This window comes from Paenibacillus koleovorans NBRC 103111 (assembly GCF_004000845.1).
GTDB classification, from domain to species: Bacteria; Bacillota; Bacilli; order Paenibacillales; family NBRC-103111; genus Paenibacillus_AA; species Paenibacillus_AA koleovorans.
Genome location: NZ_BIMA01000011.1, coordinates 1 through 22,038, shown reverse-complemented (window position 1 = coordinate 22,038; position 22,038 = coordinate 1). Strand labels below are relative to the sequence as shown.

17 protein-coding genes are annotated in these 22,038 nt (G+C 56.8%); 2 read left to right on the top strand and 15 right to left on the bottom strand.

All coding sequences use genetic code 11. The features are described from left to right. Nucleotides 1–13 precede the first annotated feature (13 nt). The 10 genes from PKO02S_RS05475 to PKO02S_RS05435 form a co-directional block, all read right to left on the bottom strand. Complete coding sequence (locus PKO02S_RS05475; RefSeq protein WP_127580092.1) at nucleotides 14–895, bottom strand: right-handed parallel beta-helix repeat-containing protein; 882 nt, start codon at nucleotides 893–895, stop codon at nucleotides 14–16. Between the two features lie 1,219 nt (nucleotides 896–2,114). Next, entirely contained in the window at nucleotides 2,115–4,367 is a 2,253-nt protein-coding gene (locus PKO02S_RS05470; protein ID WP_127580091.1) for a helix-turn-helix domain-containing protein, read from the bottom strand. Between the two features lie 231 nt (nucleotides 4,368–4,598). Continuing rightward, nucleotides 4,599–5,708, bottom strand: a complete 1,110-nt coding sequence (locus PKO02S_RS05465; RefSeq protein WP_127580090.1) for an alpha-L-fucosidase — start codon at nucleotides 5,706–5,708, stop codon at nucleotides 4,599–4,601. Between the two features lie 16 nt (nucleotides 5,709–5,724). Continuing rightward, nucleotides 5,725–7,932, bottom strand: a complete 2,208-nt coding sequence (locus PKO02S_RS05460) for a right-handed parallel beta-helix repeat-containing protein (RefSeq protein WP_164821308.1) — start codon at nucleotides 7,930–7,932, stop codon at nucleotides 5,725–5,727. A 7-nt stretch (nucleotides 7,933–7,939) separates the two neighbouring features. Continuing rightward, nucleotides 7,940–9,289, bottom strand: coding sequence for a sulfatase family protein (locus PKO02S_RS05455; protein WP_127580088.1), 1,350 nt, complete (start codon nucleotides 9,287–9,289; stop codon nucleotides 7,940–7,942). Nucleotides 9,290–9,362: 73 nt separating this feature from the next. Then, the gene (locus tag PKO02S_RS05450) at nucleotides 9,363–11,012 is read right to left on the bottom strand and encodes an extracellular solute-binding protein (RefSeq protein ID WP_127580087.1); all 1,650 of its coding nucleotides are present in this window, start codon (nucleotides 11,010–11,012) and stop codon (nucleotides 9,363–9,365) included. Nucleotides 11,013–11,039: 27 nt separating this feature from the next. Continuing rightward, nucleotides 11,040–11,933, bottom strand: a complete 894-nt coding sequence (locus PKO02S_RS05445) for a carbohydrate ABC transporter permease (RefSeq protein ID WP_127580086.1) — start codon at nucleotides 11,931–11,933, stop codon at nucleotides 11,040–11,042. Between the two features lie 84 nt (nucleotides 11,934–12,017). Further along, a complete protein-coding gene (locus tag PKO02S_RS05440; protein WP_246066851.1) occupies nucleotides 12,018–12,920 on the bottom strand; it encodes an ABC transporter permease in 903 nt (300 codons plus the stop codon). Between the two features lie 1,418 nt (nucleotides 12,921–14,338). Next, on the bottom strand, nucleotides 14,339–14,473 hold the full coding sequence (locus PKO02S_RS33125; protein ID WP_246066850.1) for a tRNA (adenine(58)-N(1))-methyltransferase catalytic subunit TRMT61A: 135 nt from the start codon (nucleotides 14,471–14,473) through the stop codon (nucleotides 14,339–14,341). Nucleotides 14,474–14,482: 9 nt separating this feature from the next. Beyond that, entirely contained in the window at nucleotides 14,483–15,406 is a 924-nt protein-coding gene (locus PKO02S_RS05435) for a phytanoyl-CoA dioxygenase family protein (RefSeq protein ID WP_127580085.1), read from the bottom strand. Between the two features lie 146 nt (nucleotides 15,407–15,552). Here PKO02S_RS05435 and PKO02S_RS05430 point away from each other — a divergent pair, with 146 nt between their 5' ends. Next, complete coding sequence (locus PKO02S_RS05430; RefSeq protein WP_127580084.1) at nucleotides 15,553–16,464, top strand: helix-turn-helix domain-containing protein; 912 nt, start codon at nucleotides 15,553–15,555, stop codon at nucleotides 16,462–16,464. After that, nucleotides 16,461–17,447 (top strand): SGNH/GDSL hydrolase family protein, encoded by a 987-nt coding sequence (locus PKO02S_RS05425; RefSeq protein ID WP_127580083.1) that lies wholly within the window; start codon nucleotides 16,461–16,463, stop codon nucleotides 17,445–17,447. Before PKO02S_RS05430 ends, PKO02S_RS05425 begins: the two co-directional genes overlap by 4 nt. A gap of 157 nt (nucleotides 17,448–17,604) precedes the next feature. Here the strand turns inward: PKO02S_RS05425 and PKO02S_RS05420 are convergent, their stop codons facing one another. The 5 genes from PKO02S_RS05420 to PKO02S_RS05400 all read right to left on the bottom strand — a co-directional run bounded on the left by PKO02S_RS05420 (nucleotide 17,605) and on the right by PKO02S_RS05400 (nucleotide 21,828). After that, entirely contained in the window at nucleotides 17,605–18,117 is a 513-nt protein-coding gene (locus PKO02S_RS05420) for an SRPBCC domain-containing protein (protein WP_127580082.1), read from the bottom strand. 145 nt (nucleotides 18,118–18,262) lie between these two features. Further along, nucleotides 18,263–19,171, bottom strand: a complete 909-nt coding sequence (locus tag PKO02S_RS05415; RefSeq protein ID WP_127580081.1) for a metal ABC transporter permease — start codon at nucleotides 19,169–19,171, stop codon at nucleotides 18,263–18,265. Then, the gene (locus PKO02S_RS05410) at nucleotides 19,168–20,142 is read right to left on the bottom strand and encodes a metal ABC transporter permease (protein WP_127580080.1); all 975 of its coding nucleotides are present in this window, start codon (nucleotides 20,140–20,142) and stop codon (nucleotides 19,168–19,170) included. The genes PKO02S_RS05415 and PKO02S_RS05410 overlap by 4 nt, the downstream gene beginning before the upstream one ends. Continuing rightward, nucleotides 20,139–20,876, bottom strand: a complete 738-nt coding sequence (locus PKO02S_RS05405; protein ID WP_127580079.1) for a metal ABC transporter ATP-binding protein — start codon at nucleotides 20,874–20,876, stop codon at nucleotides 20,139–20,141. The genes PKO02S_RS05410 and PKO02S_RS05405 overlap by 4 nt, the downstream gene beginning before the upstream one ends. A 1-nt stretch (nucleotide 20,877) precedes the next feature. Next, nucleotides 20,878–21,828 (bottom strand): metal ABC transporter solute-binding protein, Zn/Mn family, encoded by a 951-nt coding sequence (locus tag PKO02S_RS05400; RefSeq protein ID WP_127580078.1) that lies wholly within the window; start codon nucleotides 21,826–21,828, stop codon nucleotides 20,878–20,880. Nucleotides 21,829–22,038: the final 210 nt, after the last annotated feature.

Below are 22,038 nucleotides of genomic sequence, written 5' to 3'. Positions count from 1 at the left end.
TCCTCGATCTGGACTAAGCTAGGTACAGCCCTTTTTGCAAGCCGAAGCGACCGCTGTCGTACAGGCGGTTGTTGCGAGCATCGCGTATACGACTCCGCCGGTCTTCAGAATGCCGGTGTCCTGCGTATCTTGGTTGACCTTGGAGATGTCGTTGAATTTGTTCAAGTTGTACCGGCCCGGATTGAAATTGTACTGATTTTGCGGGGTGACCGTGATGCCCTCGATGGTGGCCGGCACTTCCGTCCATTTGCTGCCCTTTGACTTGGATGCCGTAATGCACGGCGTTCGTCACTTTGTTGTAGGACGCTTCCGCGTAAGCAGCGTTGGCGAAATAGATGCCGGCGCCGTTCGTGGCGATCCGGGCGATGTCGTCGATCCAGTTGTTGGATACGACGTTGTTCATGTGGGTGTAGTCGGATGTGTTGGCGATGCCAGTGATGCGGACGCCGCTGTCGCCTACGTCGTGGAAGTAGTTGCCGTAAATCAAGTTGTCGATGACTCTCGACTTGACGGGGCTTGGTTGCCCGTCGTTCGGCGGCATGGAGATGCCATTGGAGGCGGAAGCCAGATTGATCTGGCTGTTCTTGATCGTGATGTCCTCGGCGTTGATGAGGTCGATGTTGCCGGTGTTGCCGCCGTTCAGGTCGGCGTATGTGCTGTTGGACACCATGACGGTGAGGCCGTCGAGCTGGATGTTGTGGACGCGGGTCGTGTTCGTGCTGCCATGGAACAAGATGACCTTGTCTACCTTGGGCGCGATGATCTCCTGGCTGCTGATTGCGCCGTCACGCGCGTAGTAGTACAGATAGCCGGCAGCCTTGTCGAGGTAAAATTCACCCGGCGCGTCCAGCAGCTCGATCGCCCCTTGGACAAAGTAGCGAGAGCCTTTCTTCAAGTCGTCTAAGTAAGCCCATCGTTGATTTTGCGTGAGCGTAATTTTCTTGTTGGCCGTGTACAGGGAAGCGACAACGGCTGCGCCAATGTGCCGGGATTTGTGTCGCTCCCGACGGGGACACGTAGTAAGTTGCTTGTACCGTCGCTTGCGCCTTGTCCGCCCCGATCATTAAAAGGCCGATGGAGGCTGCGATTGTAAGTCCCGCTCCCCATAGGGTGCAGCAAGTTTGTCGCCAAACTTTGCCGCTGATTTTCATTAAGTTTCTCCTCTCCCTTCTGACTCGCACGGCTGCCTTTCCAGCTCTCTCCGAAGGAATTTTTATCTATCATTCGGGGATGGTTATAGTGGTGCCGGTTCGCCTCCTTCGGCGCAGCTATTCCCTGTGAGTGCCGCTGCGCTTACAAGAGGAAGTATACAGGCGGGGGCGGGCCGGCTTATACTGTAAGCTCGCTGGCCTCGTGGATATATTTAGGAAACCGAATGTGGAATGTAAATGGAAGGATGGAAATGCTTAAGAACACCGGTTGTATGGGTGTGGATGGGGTGGATTGGATCGGGGCGGGCGGCTGCATAAAACGGGATTAGGTGCAAATACGGGGATTTGGGTGAGTGGAGTTTGCGGAGAAATTGCTTGAATGAATGCGAAATATCGTATTCATTCGACCGTCGGGTGAGGGAAGGGCCGATTGGATGCGGAGTTACACGCTATGCTGGAGTTGCTCGGCCAAACCGTGCAATTCTGCTCCAAGCTACGTTCCTGCACCCGAGTAACTCATTCAAACCGCACAATTCTGCTCCAAGTCACCCTCCCGCACCCGAGTAACTCGGCCAAACCGTACAAATCCGCTTCATTGCTTCGGACTGAGTAGATTGGCCGAACGAGCGGCTGATTGCGAAATTTGGTTCTCAAATTGAGAACCTTGGTATCCAGCACACCCTGCACTCTGTACTCTGCACTCTGTACTCTGCACCACGCACCTTACGTCCCCCGCATTTCCGCCACCAAAACTGCTGCCATCGGACTAGGACTAGCGCTTACGCCCAAATCAGTCTCTACATCGCCCGCAGCCGACTGTTTCACCCTTCCAGCACCGGATTCACTTGGCCAAAACCGTACAATTCGGCTTAAAGGTGACACGGGGGAGAAGGGGAGTTACGTTTGCAAGACCGCGGCACCCGTGCACCTGCTACCACTCGCAACTCGCACCACGCCGCGCCTTCACGCCCGGAACTTGTTCCGGAACGTGCCGGGACTGACACCTTCTATACGCTTGAACGCTTTGTAGAACGTGTTTGAGTTGAAGTAACCGACCAGCTTCGAAATCTCGTCGACCGTCAGGTCCGTCAGCGATAGCAGCTCGCGGGCACGCTGCATCCGTTTGCTCTCCATGTAGCTGGAGAAGTTCTCGCCGGTCTGCTCCTTGAAAAACTGCGATAAGTACACCTCGCTGATGCCGAACCGGTCGGCCACATGCGCGAGTCCCAAGTTCCCGTCCTGGTAATTCTCCTCGATAAACTCGATGATGCTGTCCTTCAGCTCCACATTGTGGCTCTTCTTCTGCCCGCTGACTGCCTGGCACAGCCCGACGAGCGTCTGGCTAATATGCGCGTACGCGTCCTGGAACGACGACTTCGAGCCGATGCGCTCGAGGAACTCCTCATGCTGCCCGACGGCGCGGTCCGGCGGCTGGCTAGGCGCGACGTCGTGGATCAGCTTGCACACCGTCGCGGACAAATCGAACACGAGCAGCTTCAGCATGTCGGGCGAAGCATTCCGCAGCGTCACGGATTCATGGTGAACGTCCGCCAGCAGCTTGCGCGTCTCCGCCTCGTTGCCGGACCTCACCAAGTTCATAATCCGCTGCTCGATCTCGAGCGGATAGTAGTAGCCGGTGCTGGTGTTCGGCAGTTGATCGTACCGGAGCCAGCTCTCGCCGCGCTGGATGTCGACGAGCTCCTGCGCCTTGACCGCCTCGTTATACGAGCGGTACACGTCCAGCAGCTCGTCGTACAGCCCGCCGATGCCGATCAGCACCCGGAGCCCGGGCACCCGGTTCGACTCCTCGCCGGCTCTCGCAATCGCTTCGTCGATATAGGCCCGCCCAGCCTCGGGTTCGGCCTCGGTAACGCAGAACAGCACCGCCATCTGATCCTGCCGCAGATCGTGGATAAAGCCGGTGTCGCCGACGATTCCCCGAAGCGCGTCCTTCACCAGGACGCGCTTCACCTTCAGCGACTCCATCGGCTCCGGAACGTCCGAATCCTCAAGCTCCTCCAGCCGCAGCACGGCAACCGCAAACCGATTCCCCCCGGGCGCAATGCCAACGTCGTCCAGCGCCGACCGAACCTCCTGCGCGTCGTTGAACTCCCCGCGGAACAGCCTGTCGAAGAAAGCCGCCCGCAGCAGCGGCGCCTGCTTCTCGAGCTCGGTATGGAGCTCGGCGTTGCTGTGCATAAGCCGGGAGATCGAGTGCTCGAGAGTCTTGATCGGCTTCCAGTTCCGATAGGCGAAGAAGATCGCGATGATCATCCCGATCACGAGCCCGACGGACAAAATATAAGTGTTCGTCTTCCGAATATAGTCCGCCTTCTTCATCACGACGCGGATCGGAACCGCCGAGACATACTCCCACTTGGTGGAAGGGGACGTGTAGTAGCTGACAAGCATGTCCTCGCCGTTCACCTGCTGCTGCACGATGCCCGACAAGCCGTCCTTGCGCAGGCCGGTCATATCGATCTGCCGATTGCCGTCCGTAATGGAAGTGATCGTCTTGCCGCTCGCATCGGAGATGACCGACCATCCGCCCTCCTGAATGTTGAGTCGGCTGAGCAGCGAGTGAACCTCCCTCTCCGGGATAAGCACGATCAGCGTCCCTCTGAAATTCGTCCGGAACCCGAGCGGAACCGTCTGCAAATAAGTAATGAAGGCATTCGTTTTCCCGTTGATAATAATTTTTTGCGCAGGCAAATACTCTCCGTTGTGGAAGCGGCCCATGAACTCCGACTGCCACTCGGCATAAGGCATGCCAACGTAGTTCAGCGACTCCTCGTAATACATTTGCATCCGGTAGGACATATCCTTGGGCGACATAATGATCTGACTGTTGATGAAGCTGATGTAGAAATTGTAAATAAAGTTGCTCATAAATTGATACGATTGAATGTATCTCCACGTATCGATCGCTTTATAATGATCGTTCTCTTCTTCGCCGTCCACGTCCGTAATGCTTAGAAACGCATTGATCTTCGGATGAAAGCTCAACTGGTCCACGAGGCTCTCCACTTCGTTCAGACGGGCGTCGATCGCCTCGCTGCTTTGACGGAGCAAGCTCAGGTTCAAGTCCGCGGCATCCTTCTCGATTTCTCGCAGCGCTCCGTAATAAGTCACAATCCCGATCGAGACTGTGAACACCATGGTAACCAGGTATGAGACAAGCAAGCTCGAAAATGTTCTGCGTAGTTTAATTTTCAACTGACGCGCTCCTTTGTGAAACCGCTTCCACTCTATCTAAATTATAGTGGCCCCTCATCGAAAGATCAATTCCAATAACCCGCACTGCTGCCGACCAATGATTGCCTGATTTTAAACTACCATAATTTCGATATGAAAACTAGGTTTTTTTACATTAAAAATCCCGGTTCCTTCGAGTTCGAGGAGCCGGGCTTCGCACATACCTACCGCTTCAACTGAACGCAGCCTGATCTACGTTGCGGATACGCTGCCCGCCAGCCGTCGCCCGACCCGCAGCAGCACTTCCACGTCGATCGGATCCAACCCGCCGTCCCCCATCACCCCGATATTCAGCAGCAAATTATACCGGTTGTCCCGAGCCTGCGTCAGCTTTTCCCACACTTCTTCTTCCGTCAGATGGACCGCCTTCGCCTTATAGCCCCAAGAAACCGGATTTTTGATCATCGTCGTGCACACCTCGACCAGCTTCTCCTTGTGCTCCTCGATTTTACCGAGCCGATTCGTATGCTTCTGATAATCCTCGCCCGCTTCGTTCTCCTTCTTCGGCACCTTATGCTCCGGGGCAAAATAATCCTCCGTTCCGAACAGCCCCTGCTTGTAAGAAACGAGCGCATGAGGCGACAGCTCGCGGATGAGCTCATAGAGCTCCTCCGTCTTGAACGACTCATGGTCGCCCGACAGCAGCACGCCAAGCCCGTCCAGCCATATGCCGGCCGCCGTCGGATACTGGGTGAGCAGCTCGCGTACCTGCGCCTTCATGAACTCTACATACTCGTCGAGGTTATGCTCTTCGCCTACCTTGTACGATGGCTCCGGCGGGTCGTACTGCGGGCGTGCGGCGCTGCCCCAGGCGTCGTTGTTCGGCGCATGCGGATGCTTCCAATCCCGGCCATGCGAATAATAAAGGAACAGCGCGAGCTCGTGCCGCTCGCAAGCGTCGGCCAACTCACGGATCAAGTCACGCCCCGCAGGCGAATTCAAGCTGTTGAAGTCGGTATGCCGCGTCTCGAACAGACAGAAGCTGTCATGATGCCTCGTCGTCAGATTGATATACTTCATGCCGCATTGCTTGGCGAACGAAGCGATGGCGTCGGCGTCGAAGTTTTCGGCCGTGAACCGGTCCTTGAGCTTGGCGTACTCGGAGACGGGAATTTTCCGATTATACTGCACCCACTCCATGATTTTCTCGTCCTCACGGCTTTCCGAACCGAGAATCGAATACAGGCCATAGTGCATGAACAATCCATACCCCGCCTGCCGAAACCAGGTCAAGTTCGCTTCGCGCGGATTTTTCTCATACAACTCCCGGTAGTCCCGCAAATAAGCCGGCATTTGACGCATAAGTATGATCCTCCTTCTAGTTCTCTTGCTTCAACCAAACAGCGCCTATCTCTATCGGTACGAAGCCCGCACGTAGAGCAGGAGAATTCGATGTTAGCCTGTAATCGCCCTCAGCCGCATCGACGAACAACGGATCGGCGCTAATGCTATTGACATCGATACCGTCCATTCGGTTCCGTTCCAGCAAGGCGTCGCTCTCGCCCCGATCTGCCGTGCACCAGTACAGGTTGTGATCGGTTTCGCAGTTTTTCGCCCATTCGCCGTCCGGTCCCCGTCCCTCCAAATAGAAGTCGCCTTCCAGGGCCGTCTTGTACAAAATGTTCCGCTGTATCGTCGATCCGGCACTCGGCCTTTTGCGTAGCATCAGGTAGCCCTTCGGGGGCGTGAGGGTCCCGTCAGGCTCCTCAACCGGCAGCAGATCGGCGATCAAGTTGTTCTCCACGAAATTGAGAAGTTTGAGCGTAATGCCCCCGCCGCAGCACCGGCAGATGAGGTTGCCCGTAATACGCGTCAGCCGCTGATAGTCGTCGGTCCGAATGGCGGATTGCATATGGCAGTCTACCACGTCGTGAATATAATTGCCGTGTACGACATTGTCGTCGCCGGCGCCGGACAAGTAGATCGCGTTCCCGTCCCCAAGCTTCTCCATGACGGCGTACAGCTCGTTGAACTCTACGCGATTGCGGCGAGCATGCAGATACGGCACGAATTCCTCCCAATGACGAATCGTCTCCGGCAAATCCCCAAGCTCCTCCCACCGGATCGTTCTGGAGCATTCCCGCAGCTGCTTGAACGCCAGGTGCATGTCTCGCACGCCGCTGATTGCGATCCCGCTGTACGGCGTATTATGGATCCGGTTGCGGGCGATGACGTTGTCTCCGCTTTGCCAGACGAAAATCCCCAGGGCGTGCCAGAACCGTTCCCCACAATGGTGGATGTGGTTATGCTCCACCCGATTCGCGCGGTTCACATCCTTCGTCCCCGGGCCGTAGCCGCACAGCAGCACACCGGTGCCGCCGATATGGACGATCTCGTTGCGGGCGACGAGGTTGTGCTGCGCGTACAGATCGAGTCTCACAGCCGAACTCCCGCTGTTTACGAACCGGCATTGCTCGATCTTGCATCGCTCCGCCCAACGCAGGCGCACCATGGCATTGTCCTTGTCGAACATGTCCCAGTCATGCTGCAGCCCGGCATCCTTCGCCGTCCATACATCCCGGTCTCCTTGCGTAAACGTAAGACCCCGCAGATCGATGCCGCAGATCGGCGTCTCGTTCGCCGCGTCACCCTCGATGCGAATGAACTCCCGCAAGGACGCGGCATAGATGTCTTCGCCGGGCACTTCGCCGTCCGGCGGCCAGAGGTACAGCTTGCGCCGGGCCGAATCGAGCACCCATTCGCCGGGCGCATCGAGGTAATCAAGCGCGTTTTCCACCCAGCACGTCGTCTTCTGATGGGGCTGCCGGTATAGTTGCTTCAGCGGATAAGTGCCGTCGATAGCCGTCCGCGCGATCCGGGCTTCCCCGTCCACGGATTTCAACGGGAGAATATTGATCAGCCATTGAAACGTAGGCCGGATCAGCAGCTCCACATCTTCGAGATTGGCATAGCTCCGCATTGCACCGGGCGGGAAGTGCAGGATGTCCTTCGGGTCGGTCGCCCAGTTCTCCCCGTGATTCACATGCTCCAGCTCCGGTCTGAATCCCGGCGAGATAGCCCGGGGCAGCGAGGCTGTTCCCTTGTACAACGTGCGGAACTTCCGGTCCGCCAGCTCGGCCGGCACATCCGTCACCCACACATGGCCCCTTGCTTCTGGCGGCAAAGAGGCAAGTGCGACCCCCTCGGCTCCGTCCGTCTCCAGCCTCCTCCAGCCCCCTACAGGGACGCCCGAGCTGAAAACCGGCGTTTCCCCCGGGTAAGCCTCGATTGTGAGCGTAAACTCCTCACTTGGCCAGTCTTCTCTGGTGAAAATGACAGGGCTGCCGAGCAAGTAAGTACCCCCGCGCACGAGTACAGTCACATCGGACAAGGCTACACAGCCGCCACCTTCCGCCTGCCGCACCAGCTTGCGCAGCTTCGCCTGGACGGCTTCCAGCGTACGTAGCGGACCTTCCGCTCCCGCACCGGAAGCCGCACCGGATGCTCCCGGCTCCGCCTGCTCGCCCGACCAGCTGTCGTCGCCGTCCGCCGACATATAAAGCACAATAGCTGCCGCTTCGCTCATCCCGACCTCAGCCCTCCACTGCCAGACGCTGCAGTCGCTCCATCGTCTCAGGCTGCTCCCCGGCGATGTTTCGGTTTTCCCAAGGGTCGGCCGCGATGTCGTACAGCTCCGGCTCCGCCCCATCGGTCAAATGCAGCTTATACCTGTCGTCCGCGATCATCCGCCATGTATGCTTCGTATGCCTTCCGTCGGCATCCAACCCCGCGACCTGGTACGTCCGCACCTGCTCCGTACCGCCTTCCAATACATGCTTGAGCGACATCGAGCCTACCGCTTCCGGCATCGCGGCATCGGCGTACTCGACGATCGTCGCGGCCAAATCCTGCAGCTCGACGAGCGCCGGCGTCAGCACGCCTTCGCGCATGCCCGGCCCGCTGACGACGAGGGGGATATGGACGGAGCCGCGGTACGGCACGCATTTGCCGAACCTGTTGAAGTCGCCGAGCATCTCGCCGTGATCCGATGTGTAAATGACGATCGTGTTGTCCAGCTCGCCTCGGCGTTCGATCTCCTCGAGCAGCAGCCCGATGTTGCGGTCGATGTTCTCGAGCATGGCGGCGTAATTGCGCCGAATCTCGACCGCCAACTCGTCCGTATCCTTGTCCCACCGATTCGGCAGCGGCAGCGGTACGCCCTCCCACGCTTCCTTCATCGACTTCGTGATGTCCCAAGGGCCATGCGGGCCCGTGAAATTGACCATCAAGAACCAAGGCTGATCGGCCGGAAATTCCGACAGCAGCTGAAGACCATTAGAGGTCAGCCAATTGTCGCAGTACGCGTCCTCGGGCAGCTCGGTCGGAGCCGTGCCGTGTCCGCGACGTCCCGTCATGTCCTGCACGTGCAGCTCCGCCAGCCCGCGGTCATGCAAATACTTCATGTACGGGTCCTTCGGCTCTTCCTTGCCGGATACGACTGCGTCGATTTTGCCGGCGTTGTCGATGCCGTCCGTGAAGCCGAGCGTCTCCAGTTCGTCGAGCCAGCCGTTCAACCCCCACCAGTGCACGGGCTTGTGCAGGTCGAACTTGCCGACGGCCCCAACCCGATAACCCGCTTCCCGCAGCACCGAGTAGAACGTTCGTTTGTCGAGCGGGAAGTTCGCCTCGTTGCTCGGCGTCCCGCACTGCTCGTATCGAACGCCGGCGGCGAGACAAGCTCTCGCAGGCGCGCAGAGCGGGGCCGGCGTCACCGCATGGGTAAACGTCACTCCCCGGTCCATCAGCTTGCGGATATTCGGCATTCTTCCGCCAAGCTGCTCGAGTCCCGCTGCTTGCAGCGTGTCCGAATCATACGGCATCCAATCGCCGCGATGCGAATCGGGGAACAGCAGCAGCACATTCGGCTGTTTTTTCGTTGACATCCTGGTCCGCCTCTCTTTAAGGAAGGAGCCCGCCGGGTTAACCTTAGTCCCGACAGGCCAGCAAATCCTTTTTTTATTTTTTACCGTATTGGCGATCGTACGCTTTCTGCGTCAACTCGATGTATTTCTTGAGGCCCATCCGGTCCAGTTCCTTCAAGTAGTTATTCCATTCCTTCTCGATGTCCAGATCGCCGACGACGAAACGGGCAGTCGTTTGCTTCAGGTAGTCCATGATGGAGAAGTCGATGCCCGCGTACTCCTCGGACTCCTCGGCCGTCATGTACAGCGGCGGGAGCACTTCCTTCGGCTTGTACGGGACGTAGTTTTTGTTCGTTTCGTTGTAAAGGATTGCTTCCTGGTCGGTCGGCTCCACGATCGAGGCGCTTCGCCAAGCTTCCGTAATGAAGCCCGGAGGGTTCGTGTTCCAGTGCACGTTCTGCGTCTGGCCGAACTTCAGCATCCGGTAGAAGGAGCCGGGTTTCCCGTTCAGGCCGAGCTCACCCTGCTTGCCGTATCTCCATTCGACGTCCAGCCGGCCTGCATTGCCTCGCATGCTGCCTTCGATGCTGTAGAACCAGTCGATCCAGCGAATAGCCGCTTCCGGATTTTTGCTCGCCGTCGTGATGACGACCTTGGTCGAATCGACCTGGTACGGGTAGTAGCCGGTCGACTGGAATCCGCTCGGCCCCTTCAGCGGCGGCACCGTCGTATATTCCTTCTGACGCGGCGTGCCGGCCGCCATGAAGCCGGTCATCGCTCCTGCCGTTACGGCGCCAAGCAGCGTGACGTCCTTGTTGTCGCCGAGCTGCTTGAGCTGGGCGTTGTCCTGCGTGATGGCGCCTTTATCGAGCAAGCCTTCCTTGTATAGCTTATTCAGGAACAGCAGCCCTTCCTTCCAGCCTTGCTGGTTGTATGCGACGGATACTTTGCCGTTGTCCAAGATGAACGGCTTATCATCCCACCCTTTGTCATACACGAAAGCCGACATGATGAAATGGTACACGCTCGTCATATAGCCGGAAGTCGCGCCTGTGAGCGGAATTTCGTCCGCCTTGCCGTTGCCGTTCGGGTCTTTTTCCTTGAACGCCTTCAGCACCGTGTACAGTTCATCCGTCGTCGTCGGCATTTTCAGCCCGAGCTTGGTCAGCCATGCCTGATTGATCCACAGCTTTTGGCCGTATTGCGTATGCAGCACCTCCGCCACAGACGGCAGCGCATAAATTTTCCCGTCCGGCGCCGTGATCATCTTCTTGATGACCGGATTCGCCTCGAACATCTTCTTGATGTGGAAGCCGTATTTATCGATCAGGTCGTTGAGCGGACGAATAACGCCTTGACTGCCGAATTGCACTTGCTGGACGTTGCTAATCTTCGCGTTCATGAAGATGTCCGGCATCTCCGCATTGGACGCCAGCAGCAGGTTGCGCTTCTGCTCCATGTCCTTGCTGGGAACGAGCATCCAATCAATGTGCACATTCGTCTTGGCTTCGTACTCCTTCGTCAGCTCGTTCGTTTCCATGTTTTCTATGTTAGGATCGGCTACGGTGAAAATTTTCAGATTGACCTTGTCCTTCACAACCGGAAACGTGCCGGCTGCCGTGACGTTGCTGTTCTCCGGCAGCGGTGTCGGCGTCGACTCGGCGCCGTTGTTTTTGCTGCATGCTGTCGCGAGCAAGCTGAGAACCAAAGTTGTGCTCATCCCAATTGCAAATTGTTTTTTCACCCTGTTACCCCCAATTATAAGTTGTTTTTACCCCTTGAGCGAACCGATCATAACGCCTTTGACAAAATATTTCTGTACAAACGGATACATAAGCATCACCGGCAAACTGGCTACGATGATGATGGAGTACTTCAGAACTTCCCTCACCCCCTCACGCGCTTGCGCCGTTTCGGAATCGACGCCGATCATGGACGTGTCCACCGCATTGAGCACGAGGATATCGCGCAGGAACATCTGCAGCGGGTATTTATCCCGATCTCTTAGGTAGATCAGTGCGTCGAAAAAAGCGTTCCAATGGCTGACCGCATAGAACAAGGAGATGACCGCGATGATCGCCTTGGATAAAGGAAGCACCACGTAGCCGACAAACTTGAAATCGTTGCAGCCGTCGATCTGGGCGGCCTCGAGCAGCTCGTCGGAGATCGTGCTTTGAAAATAAGTTCTCGCCAGGATTACATTCCACACCGTGATGGCGCTCGGGATAATCATCGCCCAGATCGTATTGACCATGCCCAGAGCGTCGATGACCAGGTAGGTCGGGATAAGCCCCCCGCTGAACAGCATCGTGAACGTGATCAGGAGCATGATCCAGTTGCGGCCATAGCAGTCTTTTCGCGACAGCGGGTAGGCGGCCAGAATGGTGAGCACCACGTTGACGATCGTCCCCGTGACCGTGTAGAGAATAGAGTTCGCATACCCTCTCCAGATCGGGCTATATTCGAACAGCGCCTTGTACCCGACCAGGCTCGGCTCGACCGGCCATAGCTTGACCCTGCCTGCCATGACCGCCGACGGGGAGCTGAACGAAGAGCTGATCACGTAGAGGATGGGATACAGCACCGCCAGGAAAAACAAAGTCATAAACAAATAGTTCAGAAAATTGAACGTTCGATCGCCTGCGCTGTCGCGTATGCGGCTCATGAGATGTCCCTCGCTTTTTTGCCAAATGAATGAATGGTACATGGTGTTGCGGACGGTCGGACAGCCGGGTGGGCTGGCGGTCGGCTACCAGAGACTCGTCTTCGCGACGCGTTTGGCCGTGTGGTTGACGATCAGCAGCATCGCGAAGTTGATAACCGCTGTGAACAGCCCGATCGCGGTGGCGTAGGAGTAATCGATCATGTTGGACGCGAGCCCTACCTTATACACGTACGTCTGCAGCACCTCCGACGAGGTTAGATTAAGCGGTGTCTGGAGGAGCAGCGTTTTCTCGAAGCCTACATTCATGATGGAGCCTACCTGTAAAATGAACAATATGATTACGGTCGGCAGGATAGCCGGAATATCGATGTGAAGAATGCGCTTGAACTTGGACGCCCCGTCGATGATCGACGCTTCATAGAGCTGCGGGTCGACGGATGCCAGCACCGCCAGGTAGATAATCGTTCCCCAGCCGGCATTTTGCCACACGTGGGACCAGACGAAGATCGACTGGAAGTATTCGGCTTTGCCCAGGAAGTCGATCGCCTCTCCGCCCAGCGCCTCGATCATTTTGTTGACCAGCCCTAGCCGGAGACTCAGGAACTGCACGATGATGCCTACTATGACTACCGTGGAAATAAAATGCGGCGCGTACGTCGTCAACTGAATGACCTTCTTGTACGCTTTGTTGTTCGAGCTGTTGATCGCGAGCGCCAGGAGGATCGGGAACGGAAACGCTACCGCCAGCTCGTAGAGGCTTAGGGTGACCGTGTTGCGCACGATCCTCGTGAACTGGTACGAGTTGAACAATTTCTCGAAATGCTTGAACCCGACCCACGGGCTGTCCCAAATGCCTCGGAGCACCATATACTTCTTGAAGGCGATTTGGATGCCGAGCATGGGCACGTACTTGAAGACGATGAAATACGCGACGGGCAGCAGCAGCATGAGATAGAGCTGGTAACTTCGCATCATTTTGTTCAGCAACGCTTGTGACTCCTCTCTAGGTGGAAACGTTTACAATTCGGTGATTAAAAAGTATCACAGCGGTTGCCCGACTGCCTACTTTAACGTTCCGGAAAGCTTGAATTTCTTAAGAAAGCGGAGGTGGATTTTCTTAAAGAGAGGTGGAATTTTATAAGAAAAGGGACGTTTCACCCGCTTGTGGGGCGGATTGTGAGGGGCTTTGGGGTTACGGGAAAGGAGTTGCTGCTGCTGGGTGGCGGTCGGTGAGGGTCTTAGTACGGGAACCCGGACTTAGCGGGGTGGGTGGATGCCGAGCGACCTAAGTTAGTACGGGAACCCGGACTTTGCGGGGTGGGTGGAGCCGAGCGACCTAAGTAAGGAATCCGGACTTAGTTGGTCGGATGAGTAGCAATCGAGCGAATTTAGTACGGATAGCGGACTTAATTAGTCGGGAGAGCAGCAGTTGAGTAAATTTAGTACGGAATCCGGACTTAGTGGTGGTTGGACGACGGGATGGCGGGATGGCGGGATGGCGGGGTGCGGGGTTGCGGGGAAATGACGGGTTGAACAAGGGAACGGCTGTGCGGCGGAAAAGTGCGGACCTGTGCCTGTCTGGTTAAGGAGCAGATGTTGGCAGAATAGGAGGCGGTAGCGTGGCGGAGATTGTGCGGATTTGCACAAGTACTGGCAGAGGTCAGCGGTTGGAGCAGAATTAGTTGGAGCATTGCAATAGTGTGGCTGAGGGATAACTGGATGGGTTGCGGCGAGTAACTAGGATTGGGCGGTATTAGTTGGGTTATGCGGGAATTGGCGGAAGCAAATCATTAGGTGCGGCGAGTGGCAGCAGATGGAGCGGTGTTAGTTGCAGTCATGCAGAAATTGGCGGAAGCAGATCATTAGGTGCGGCGAGTGACAGCAGGTGGAGCGGTGTTAGTTGCAGTCATGCAGGAATTGGCGGAGACAGATCATCAGGTACAGTGAGTTGCAGCAGGTGGAGCGGTGTTAGTTGCAGTCATGCACCAGTTGGGACGAAAACAGCACATTGGATGCGGAGAGTGGTTGGTTTGCGGACAGAGGAGCCCTTATTTGTGAGTGAAAGCGCATTCTTACAAGTTTGGCGGACATAGGATGCGTTATTGGGGGCCAAGACGCCTCAACCCACTGATTTTCGGCCAAATAGCGTCATCTGTGTCCGCTAAACTCCCGCCAAACTGCTTTTTCGCACAAATAAGAGATCTATTGTCCGCCAACAACCTTCGTTCTCCATTCATGCTCGCCACTCACATGGGATCCACCAAGTTAGAGCGGAGTCAGTCAACTTGCTGCACTAAGTCGAGGGCCGGACATTCGGTGGAGCGGAGTTAGACAACTTGCTGCACTAACCCCTGCCATCCGATCATTTGCACCCGAGTTTAGTCAACTTCCTGCGCTCCTGCCCGTCACCGCACCTGCCCTGCCCGTACCTGCTCGTACCTGCCCGTCTCCGCACCTGCCCTGCTGTACCTGTCCGTCACCGCACCTGTCCTGCCCGTACCTGCCCGGCACCGCACCTGCCCTGCTCGTACCTCACGCACGCGAAGTGGCTACTCCCGCTGGCGCCAATACTCGCCGTGCGGGTACCGGTACGTGCCGATCGGCTGCTTCGCGCTAACCGCGAACCGGCCGTCCGGCCGATACTCGAACGGCCGCTCGCCCGCCGCGTACGAAGCCTCCCGGCGCCGGTCCAGGCAGTGCAGCAGCACCTGCTGCTTGAGCGGCAAATACTCCCGCGTGTGCGGGCCGTGCTCGTATTCGACCTCGCCAGGTCGAAACTCATAGTACACGGTCCGGCGCAGCGGGTTGCCGTCGCCGCTCGGCGAGCCGTGCAGCACCTTCACGTGGTGCAAGATCACATCGCCCGCCTGCATCGGCACCGGCACCGCGTCCGACGTGTCGAAGCCGGGGCGAGCGCAGCGTGCCTTCACTTCCTCGGGCGACCACCCGTTGCTGCCGGGGATGACCCACAAGCAAGTGGACAAATCCGCATCGTCCAAGTAGAAATCTACATTGAAGATCGGGCTGTCGTCCGGATTGCTGAGCTCGGTTTCGCCGTCGCGATGCCAAGGCACGATGACGCCTTCATCCGGCATTTTCAGCACCATGGAATCCCATGTCGGGATAAAGTTGCGGCCCTGCAGCAGCTCCACGGACCTCAGGATGAAAGGGTGGCCCAGCAGCACCTTCATCGAGTCGCATTTGTCGATCACATACTCGATTCGGCGCAGCACGTCCTTGCCGCTCTTGACCCCTTTGCCGTACATATAATCCGTAGGATTTCCAGACTCCCTGGCCTCAATCAAACCAAGCATATCGCGCTGAATGGTATCCAATTCTTCACCGCGCAGCACGCCACGCACCACTAGAAATCCATTATCCAGAAAAAACTGTTTCTGCTCCTCCGTGATGCAATCCTGCTGAGCGGCGTCGGCCACCAACATAGAATAAGCGCTATTGGGCTCCACTTTCATCGACAATCGCCTCTCCTTCTCCATTCTGATTTTCAGTGCTTGCATGCGTTGTAAACTCATTGTACGATGAAGCCATAGGAGAAGTATTTAGCTGGAATCGATGATTTGGGTTCCAAAATACCGATCTCAGAAAAGGAGCAAGCGGCGTGACCACCCTAGATGAGCAAACCGAAGGACGAGCCGGCCAGCCACCCTACCCGGCGCCATACATTACACTCGCCCATACGTTCCACGCGCCTGCCGGCTGGAGCACCGTCCATAACCGGACGCTCACCCAATACGCCCTGCAGTACGTACTGGATGGCGCTGCGGAGTACCCGGTCAGCGGACGGCACTACTTGACCCGAACCGGCGATCTGCTCTTCCACCGCCCCGGCGAACCGCACACGATCTCCATGATCGAAGGCAAGCCCTATGTCTGCATCTCGCTTGTATTTCACTTCGGACAAGCACCGTTTCCGATCGATGAGGTGCTGGGCGGGGAGCATTGGCTCGGCAATTTCGAGGGCAGGCCGGTGGAGGAGAAGCTCATTCAGCTCGTGGCGTCCTATCGCCAGCCCGGCTGGTTCCACACGCTGAAGTGCCAGGCATTGCTGCTGGACATCTTCACATTGGCGCTAGAGCAATTCCAGGACCAGCTCGCTCCTCCGAACGAGACGACACGCCGCAGCTTGGCGAAGCTGATTCTTGTGAAGAACTACCTGACCGAACGGTATATGGAACAGGTACGCATTCAGGATCTGGTCGAGCTGTCCGGCTTCAGCCAAAATCATTTGATCAGCGAATTCAAGCGGCTCTACGGCGTTACCCCCGTGCAGTATTTGACCCAAGTCAGGGTGCACAAGGCGAAGGAGCTCGCGATTCAGACGAAGCTGCATTTTGGCGAAATTGCGGAGAAGGTCGGGTATGCGGATGTGCACAGCTTCGGCAAAATGTTCAAAAAAACTACGGGTGTAAGCCTTACCCAGTTTTGCTCCACCCTTGTAGTCAACAAACCGAGTGAAGACTGGTACGGACTTCGAAACCAAAAACAATCCGGGAGGAATAAACCGTTATGACCGCTCGACCTATTACAGCGTTGGTCAACCAATTCCGCAATTGCCTCCAGCCCGAACACAACGGAAATACACTTTCCTTGACTCGGTTTTCACAGCAACAGCTCGAGCATTACGCCGACATCCCCGTATACCGAGCCCGCAGCCTCTGCCCAGCAGGCGTCTGCCTCGACGTGCTGACCGACTCCGCCGCACTCGCCCTGCAAGTCGAACTGATCAGCTTGATCCGGCCTTACATCTACTTCGACGTCTACGTCGACGACCAATGGACGGCATCGGTCGGGGAACAAGAGCCGTCGCTGGGCTTGCGCCGCTTCGATATTTCGCTGCCGCCTCAGCCCCTGAACCAGCTCCGCCGGGTGACCGTCTACATGCCGCACAATGTGGAGCTGATCGTCCGGGACGTGCTCTGGCCGGCTGGCATCCAAGTCCAACCTGCGCCCGCCCCGGTAGCGAAGCTGCTCTGCCTGGGCGACTCGATTACCCAAGGCATGGACGCGACGCTCCCCTCCCTCACGTATTCCGTGCTGCTGTCGAGAAAGCTGGGGATGAGCTTGCTGAATCAAGGCGTCGGCGGCTATCATTTCAACAAGGACAGCTTGGATCCGAGCCTGAACTACACGCCCGATCTCATTACGATTGCGTATGGAACGAACGACTGGGGGAAGTGGAAAAGCTTGCAGGAGCTGCATGACCGGGTGGATGCTTATGTGAAGGCAGTTGTGGAGATATTCCCGCAGGCGGAAGTTTGCGTGCTCACCCCGCTCTGGCGTGTCGATATCGAGTCGCCGAAGGAGATGGGCACATTCGAGCAGATGGCAGATACGATTGAATCAGCCGTACTTCGGCACCCTGGCGTTCGGCTGATTCGCGGCACCGAGCTGATGCCCCCCGACTCCAGCCTGCTGGCCGACAACGTCCATCCGAGGGACCAGGGGTTCGGGCAAATAGCGGAGAAATTAGCCGAGCTGATCCGGAATAGCTAATTTTGGAGTTGAATGAGTGGATGGGCGGGTTTCGCGAGTTAGAAGGTCGGCAGAGGTGGAATGTAGCGGAGTGGTGTCCGGAATACAGCCGGCTCCTCCCATCGACCAGATAAGCAAAGCCGCCCTATACAGGACGGCTTTAGCTCTGTCAAATCGATTATTGCTGCGACTCCAAAAACTCGGCCAGACGATCCAGCGTTTCCGCGAATCCTTGCTCCATGCCCATGTCGAGCACTGCTTTGAGCGCTTCGGCGGATGGGTAGACGACGCGGTTGACCAATCTCGTCGCCCCGCCCTCGTCTACGAAATTCAGCGTCACTTCGCCTGGAGCGCCCAGGTCGGAAACATTGCCTTCCGCATCCGAGAAGTAATCGGTGTAGACGATTTTTTCCGCATCCACGATTTCGTGATACACGCCTTTGCCCCAAGACTCCATGCCGTAGAAATCCCCTTGGTTCTCGTCGAGACACTTCATGCAGTAGTGCCAGACGCCGCCCGGACGGAAATCGATGTTGCAGACGGTCAGCTCCCAGCCGCGCGGCCCCCACCATTTCTTCAGATGCTCCGCACTGCTGTACGCCTTGAACACCAGTTCCCGCGGCGCTTGGAATACACGCTCGATTACCAATTCAGGACCTTCTACCTTTGTTATCATCTTCGACATTTGTATTTTCCTCCTTATTTTTCGTAGTTCTCTCTTTCACACGTTCAATATACCACAACAGGAATATTCCTGTAAAGGAATATTAAATTCAAAATTGAACCGACAACTAGTGTCGGCTAAATGGCTTTCGGCTAAACGTACTCCCAGTACCTTATTCCAAACTTTTCGTCGGAGGCGCGCTGGCATCCGGAATCACGGCGGCTGGCCGCACATACCTGGCGAGCAAACCATGCTTCGGCGACGCTAGGAAGCTGACGGCGAACAAAATCCCGGTGGCGAACGCCATCGAACCGGAGATTGACGTATCCAGCCAAACCGCTACATAGTAGCCGACGATGGCCGACACAACGCCGAATGCGCCGCTCAAAACCATCATGACGGACATCCGGTCCGTCCACAGGTAAGCCGATGCAGCCGGCGTAATCAGCATCGCGACAACCATAATCGCGCCTACGGCATCGAACGAAGCAACCGTTGTCACCGATACGAGCGACATGAACACGTAATGCATCAGCACGGCGGGAATGCCAAGACTGGCGGCTAGCGCCGGGTCGAACGAAGTAATTTTCCACTCCTTGTAGAACGCTACGATCGCAACAACAACCACAAGCAGCACCAGCGAAAGGATGAACACCGCCTCCGGAATTTCCCCGACCAATGGTAGATTGATCAGCTCCCAGGGGATAAACGTGATCTCGCCCATCAACGTATGCTTCACGTCCAAGTGGGCGTTGCCGACCTTCGTGGCAATCAACACGACACCGATCGCGAACAAAGTGGTGAACACGATCCCGATCGAGGCTTCCTGCTGCACTCCGCGGGCATGCAGCCATTGCACGAGCACGGACGTAACCAAACCGGCGGCGATTGCGCCGATCAGCATATGCACCCCGCTCAGCTCTCGGGTGACGAGGAAGGCGATGACGATGCCGAGCAGCACCGAATGACTGATCGCATCGGCCATCATCGCCATTCTGCGCAGGATCAGGAGCACGCCGATAATGCCGCAGGACAGTCCGACCAGAGAGGCCGTCAACAAAATCCAAGCCGAGTAGCTCATGAGACGGACCCCCTCTCCAGCGTACCCGCACCGGCACCCGTACTGGCACCCGCTCCGGTAGCGCTGCCGCTGCCTCCTCCGGCCGTCGGCGCCTGCAGCAATTGCTTCCTCTGCCTCCTCTGCTGGAAATAAACGATGAGCAGCCCTTTGCGCGCTCCGAAGACAAGCGAGACGACGAACAGGCTCGAAGCGGCCAAGACGATGAACGGTCCCGTCGGCCAGCCCTTGCCCTGAATGCTGACCAGCGTACCGACCAATCCGGCGCCTCCGCCGAACAAGGCGGACAAAACCAGCATCCATTTGAACGATTGCGTCCAATAACGGGCGCTAACCGCGGGTATGATAAGAAGGGCTGCCATCAGGATGACGCCGACCGCCTGAATGCCGATCACAATAACCAGGACGAGCACGGCCATATAGATACTGTTCATCCAGCGGCTGGAGAGCCCGAGGCCCCGAGAGAAATCGGGATCGAACAGGAACAGCTTCCATTCCTTGTACCCGAAGCCCGCAACCAAGATGACGAGTACCGCCATGCTGGCCATGATGAGCACATCCTTGCCCACCATAGACGCCGCCTGGCCGAAAATAAAGCTGTCCAATCCGCTCTGGCTGCCTCCCTCCATCCGGTTCACGAACGTGAGCATCATAATGCCGAAGCCGAAAAACACGGACAGGACGATGCCCATCGCCGTGTCTTCCTTCACCCGAGACGAGGTGCGGATCCAGTGAATGAGCAAAGCGCCGAGCAGCGCGCTGACGGCGGCACCGGCGAGCATAACCGGCATGCTCTTCACGCCCATGACGGCGAATCCGATGATGACGCCCGGCAGCGCCGCGTGGGACAAGGCGTCGCTCATCAAGCTTTGCCGCTTCCAGTAGGCGAAGCAGCCGATGACGCCGGCCGCCATGCCGAGCAGCAGCGTACTGAACAGCACCCACTGCGCATTGTAGGACAACGCCGTCATCATCCGAATCGCTCTCCCATCCAACGGAGCGTGCTGCCGTACGTCCGATATATATTGTCGCGGGTAAACGTATCTCGAGTCGAGCCGTGCGCTACGACGGACCGGTTCAGCAGCAGCACATGGTCGAAATAATCTTCGACGGTCTGCAAATCGTGATGCACGACCATAACCGTACTGCCTCGGTTCTTCAATGTTTTCAGCATATCCATGATCGCCCGCTCCGTTGCCGCATCGACCCCGGCCAACGGCTCGTCGAGAAAATACAAATCGGCTTCCTGTACGAGCGCCCGAGCCAGAAACACCCGCTGCTGCTGCCCGCCGGACAGCTGGCTGATCTGTCGGCCGGCGTAATCGGCCATACCCATCTCGGACAGCGCCTGCATCGCTTTCTCGCGGTCCGCGCGCCTTGGCCATTTCAGCCAACCGATCCGGCCATATAACCCCATAAGCACAACATCCAAAGCATCCGTCGGGAAATCCCAGTCCACCGATCCGCGCTGCGGCACATAGCCTACTCGAGACTTGACGCTGCGGTACTCCGAGCCGAAGAAACGAACGTTGCCCGACAGTCTGGGGTGCAGCTCCAGCATCACTTTGAGCAATGTGGATTTTCCCGCTCCGTTAGGACCGACGATGCTCGTTAAAGTACCCGGCTGGACATCGAAGCTCACCCCGTCCAGCACTTTGTTTTTCCGATAGGACGCATTCAATCCTTGCACGCTCAAAGCCGCACTCATGCTACTCACCCTTCCCGCTCAACGCTTTATAAATCGTATTCACATTATGCCGATACATGCCGAGGTACGTTCCTTCCGGAGAGCTTGCCGCTCCCATCGCATCCGAGTATAGCTCGCCGCCTTTTTTCACATCAAGCCCCTTCTTCTTGGCGCCTTCGATGACCGCTTGGATCGATGCCGGATTGATGCTGCTCTCGACGAACACGGCCGGCACTTTATGCTTCATCAGCAGGTTGATCGTATCTTCGATATCGGTAAGGCCAACTTCGTCCTCCGTGCTCAAGCCTTGCAAGCCGACCACCTGGATGTCCAGCATCCGCCCGAAATAACCGAACGCGTCATGCGCCGTCACGAGCACCCGTTTGTCCTTCGGCACCTGCACCAGCTTGTCGACCGATTCTTTTTTCAGTTCGTCCAGCCGTGTGAAATAATTCGTTTTGTTCGTTTCAAAATAGTCCGCGTTTTCTTGGGAATAAGTCTTCAAAGCTTCCGTCGCCGTGGTCAAAGCCTGCTTCCACAGATCGATGTCGAACCAGACATGGGGATCGACGGCTCCGCCCGCATCCTTCAGCAGCTTCTCCTTCGGAATCGATTCGCTGATCGCTGACACCGTCTTCTTCTTGCCGATCTGCTCGAACACCTTCACCATGTTGGCCTCGAGATGAAGCCCGCTGTACAGCACGACGTCGCCGCTCTCCAGCTTCTTGATATCGCCTTGCGTGGCGGTGTACAAATGCGGATCGACTCCCGGCCCCATCAGGCTCTGCACATGCACCTTATCTCCACCGATGACCGAGATCGGCTCGGCGATTTGCGCGATTGTGGCGACCACATTGATCTTCCCGTCCGCTGCCCCGTTCGTTGCGGTCGTGCCACAGCCTGCCAGGGTCAGCGATGCCGCCAATACGATTAATGTGCCCCAAATTCCAGATTTTCTCACTGCTTTGCTCATCACGGTTTCTCCTCCAGAATGGTTCCTTATGCTCGCTCCGCTAACTTGTTTATCCCCAAATGTTTTTCCCTAAGGCAAAACTTATTCATATACACAAAATAATTGTCCCAGTGCATTTTGTCAAGGGTTATTGCGGGAAAATAAGAAAAACAATTGGGGAAGATCACCCGGATGGTCCTCTGGCGAAGATTTTCAGTTGGAGCGTGGGGA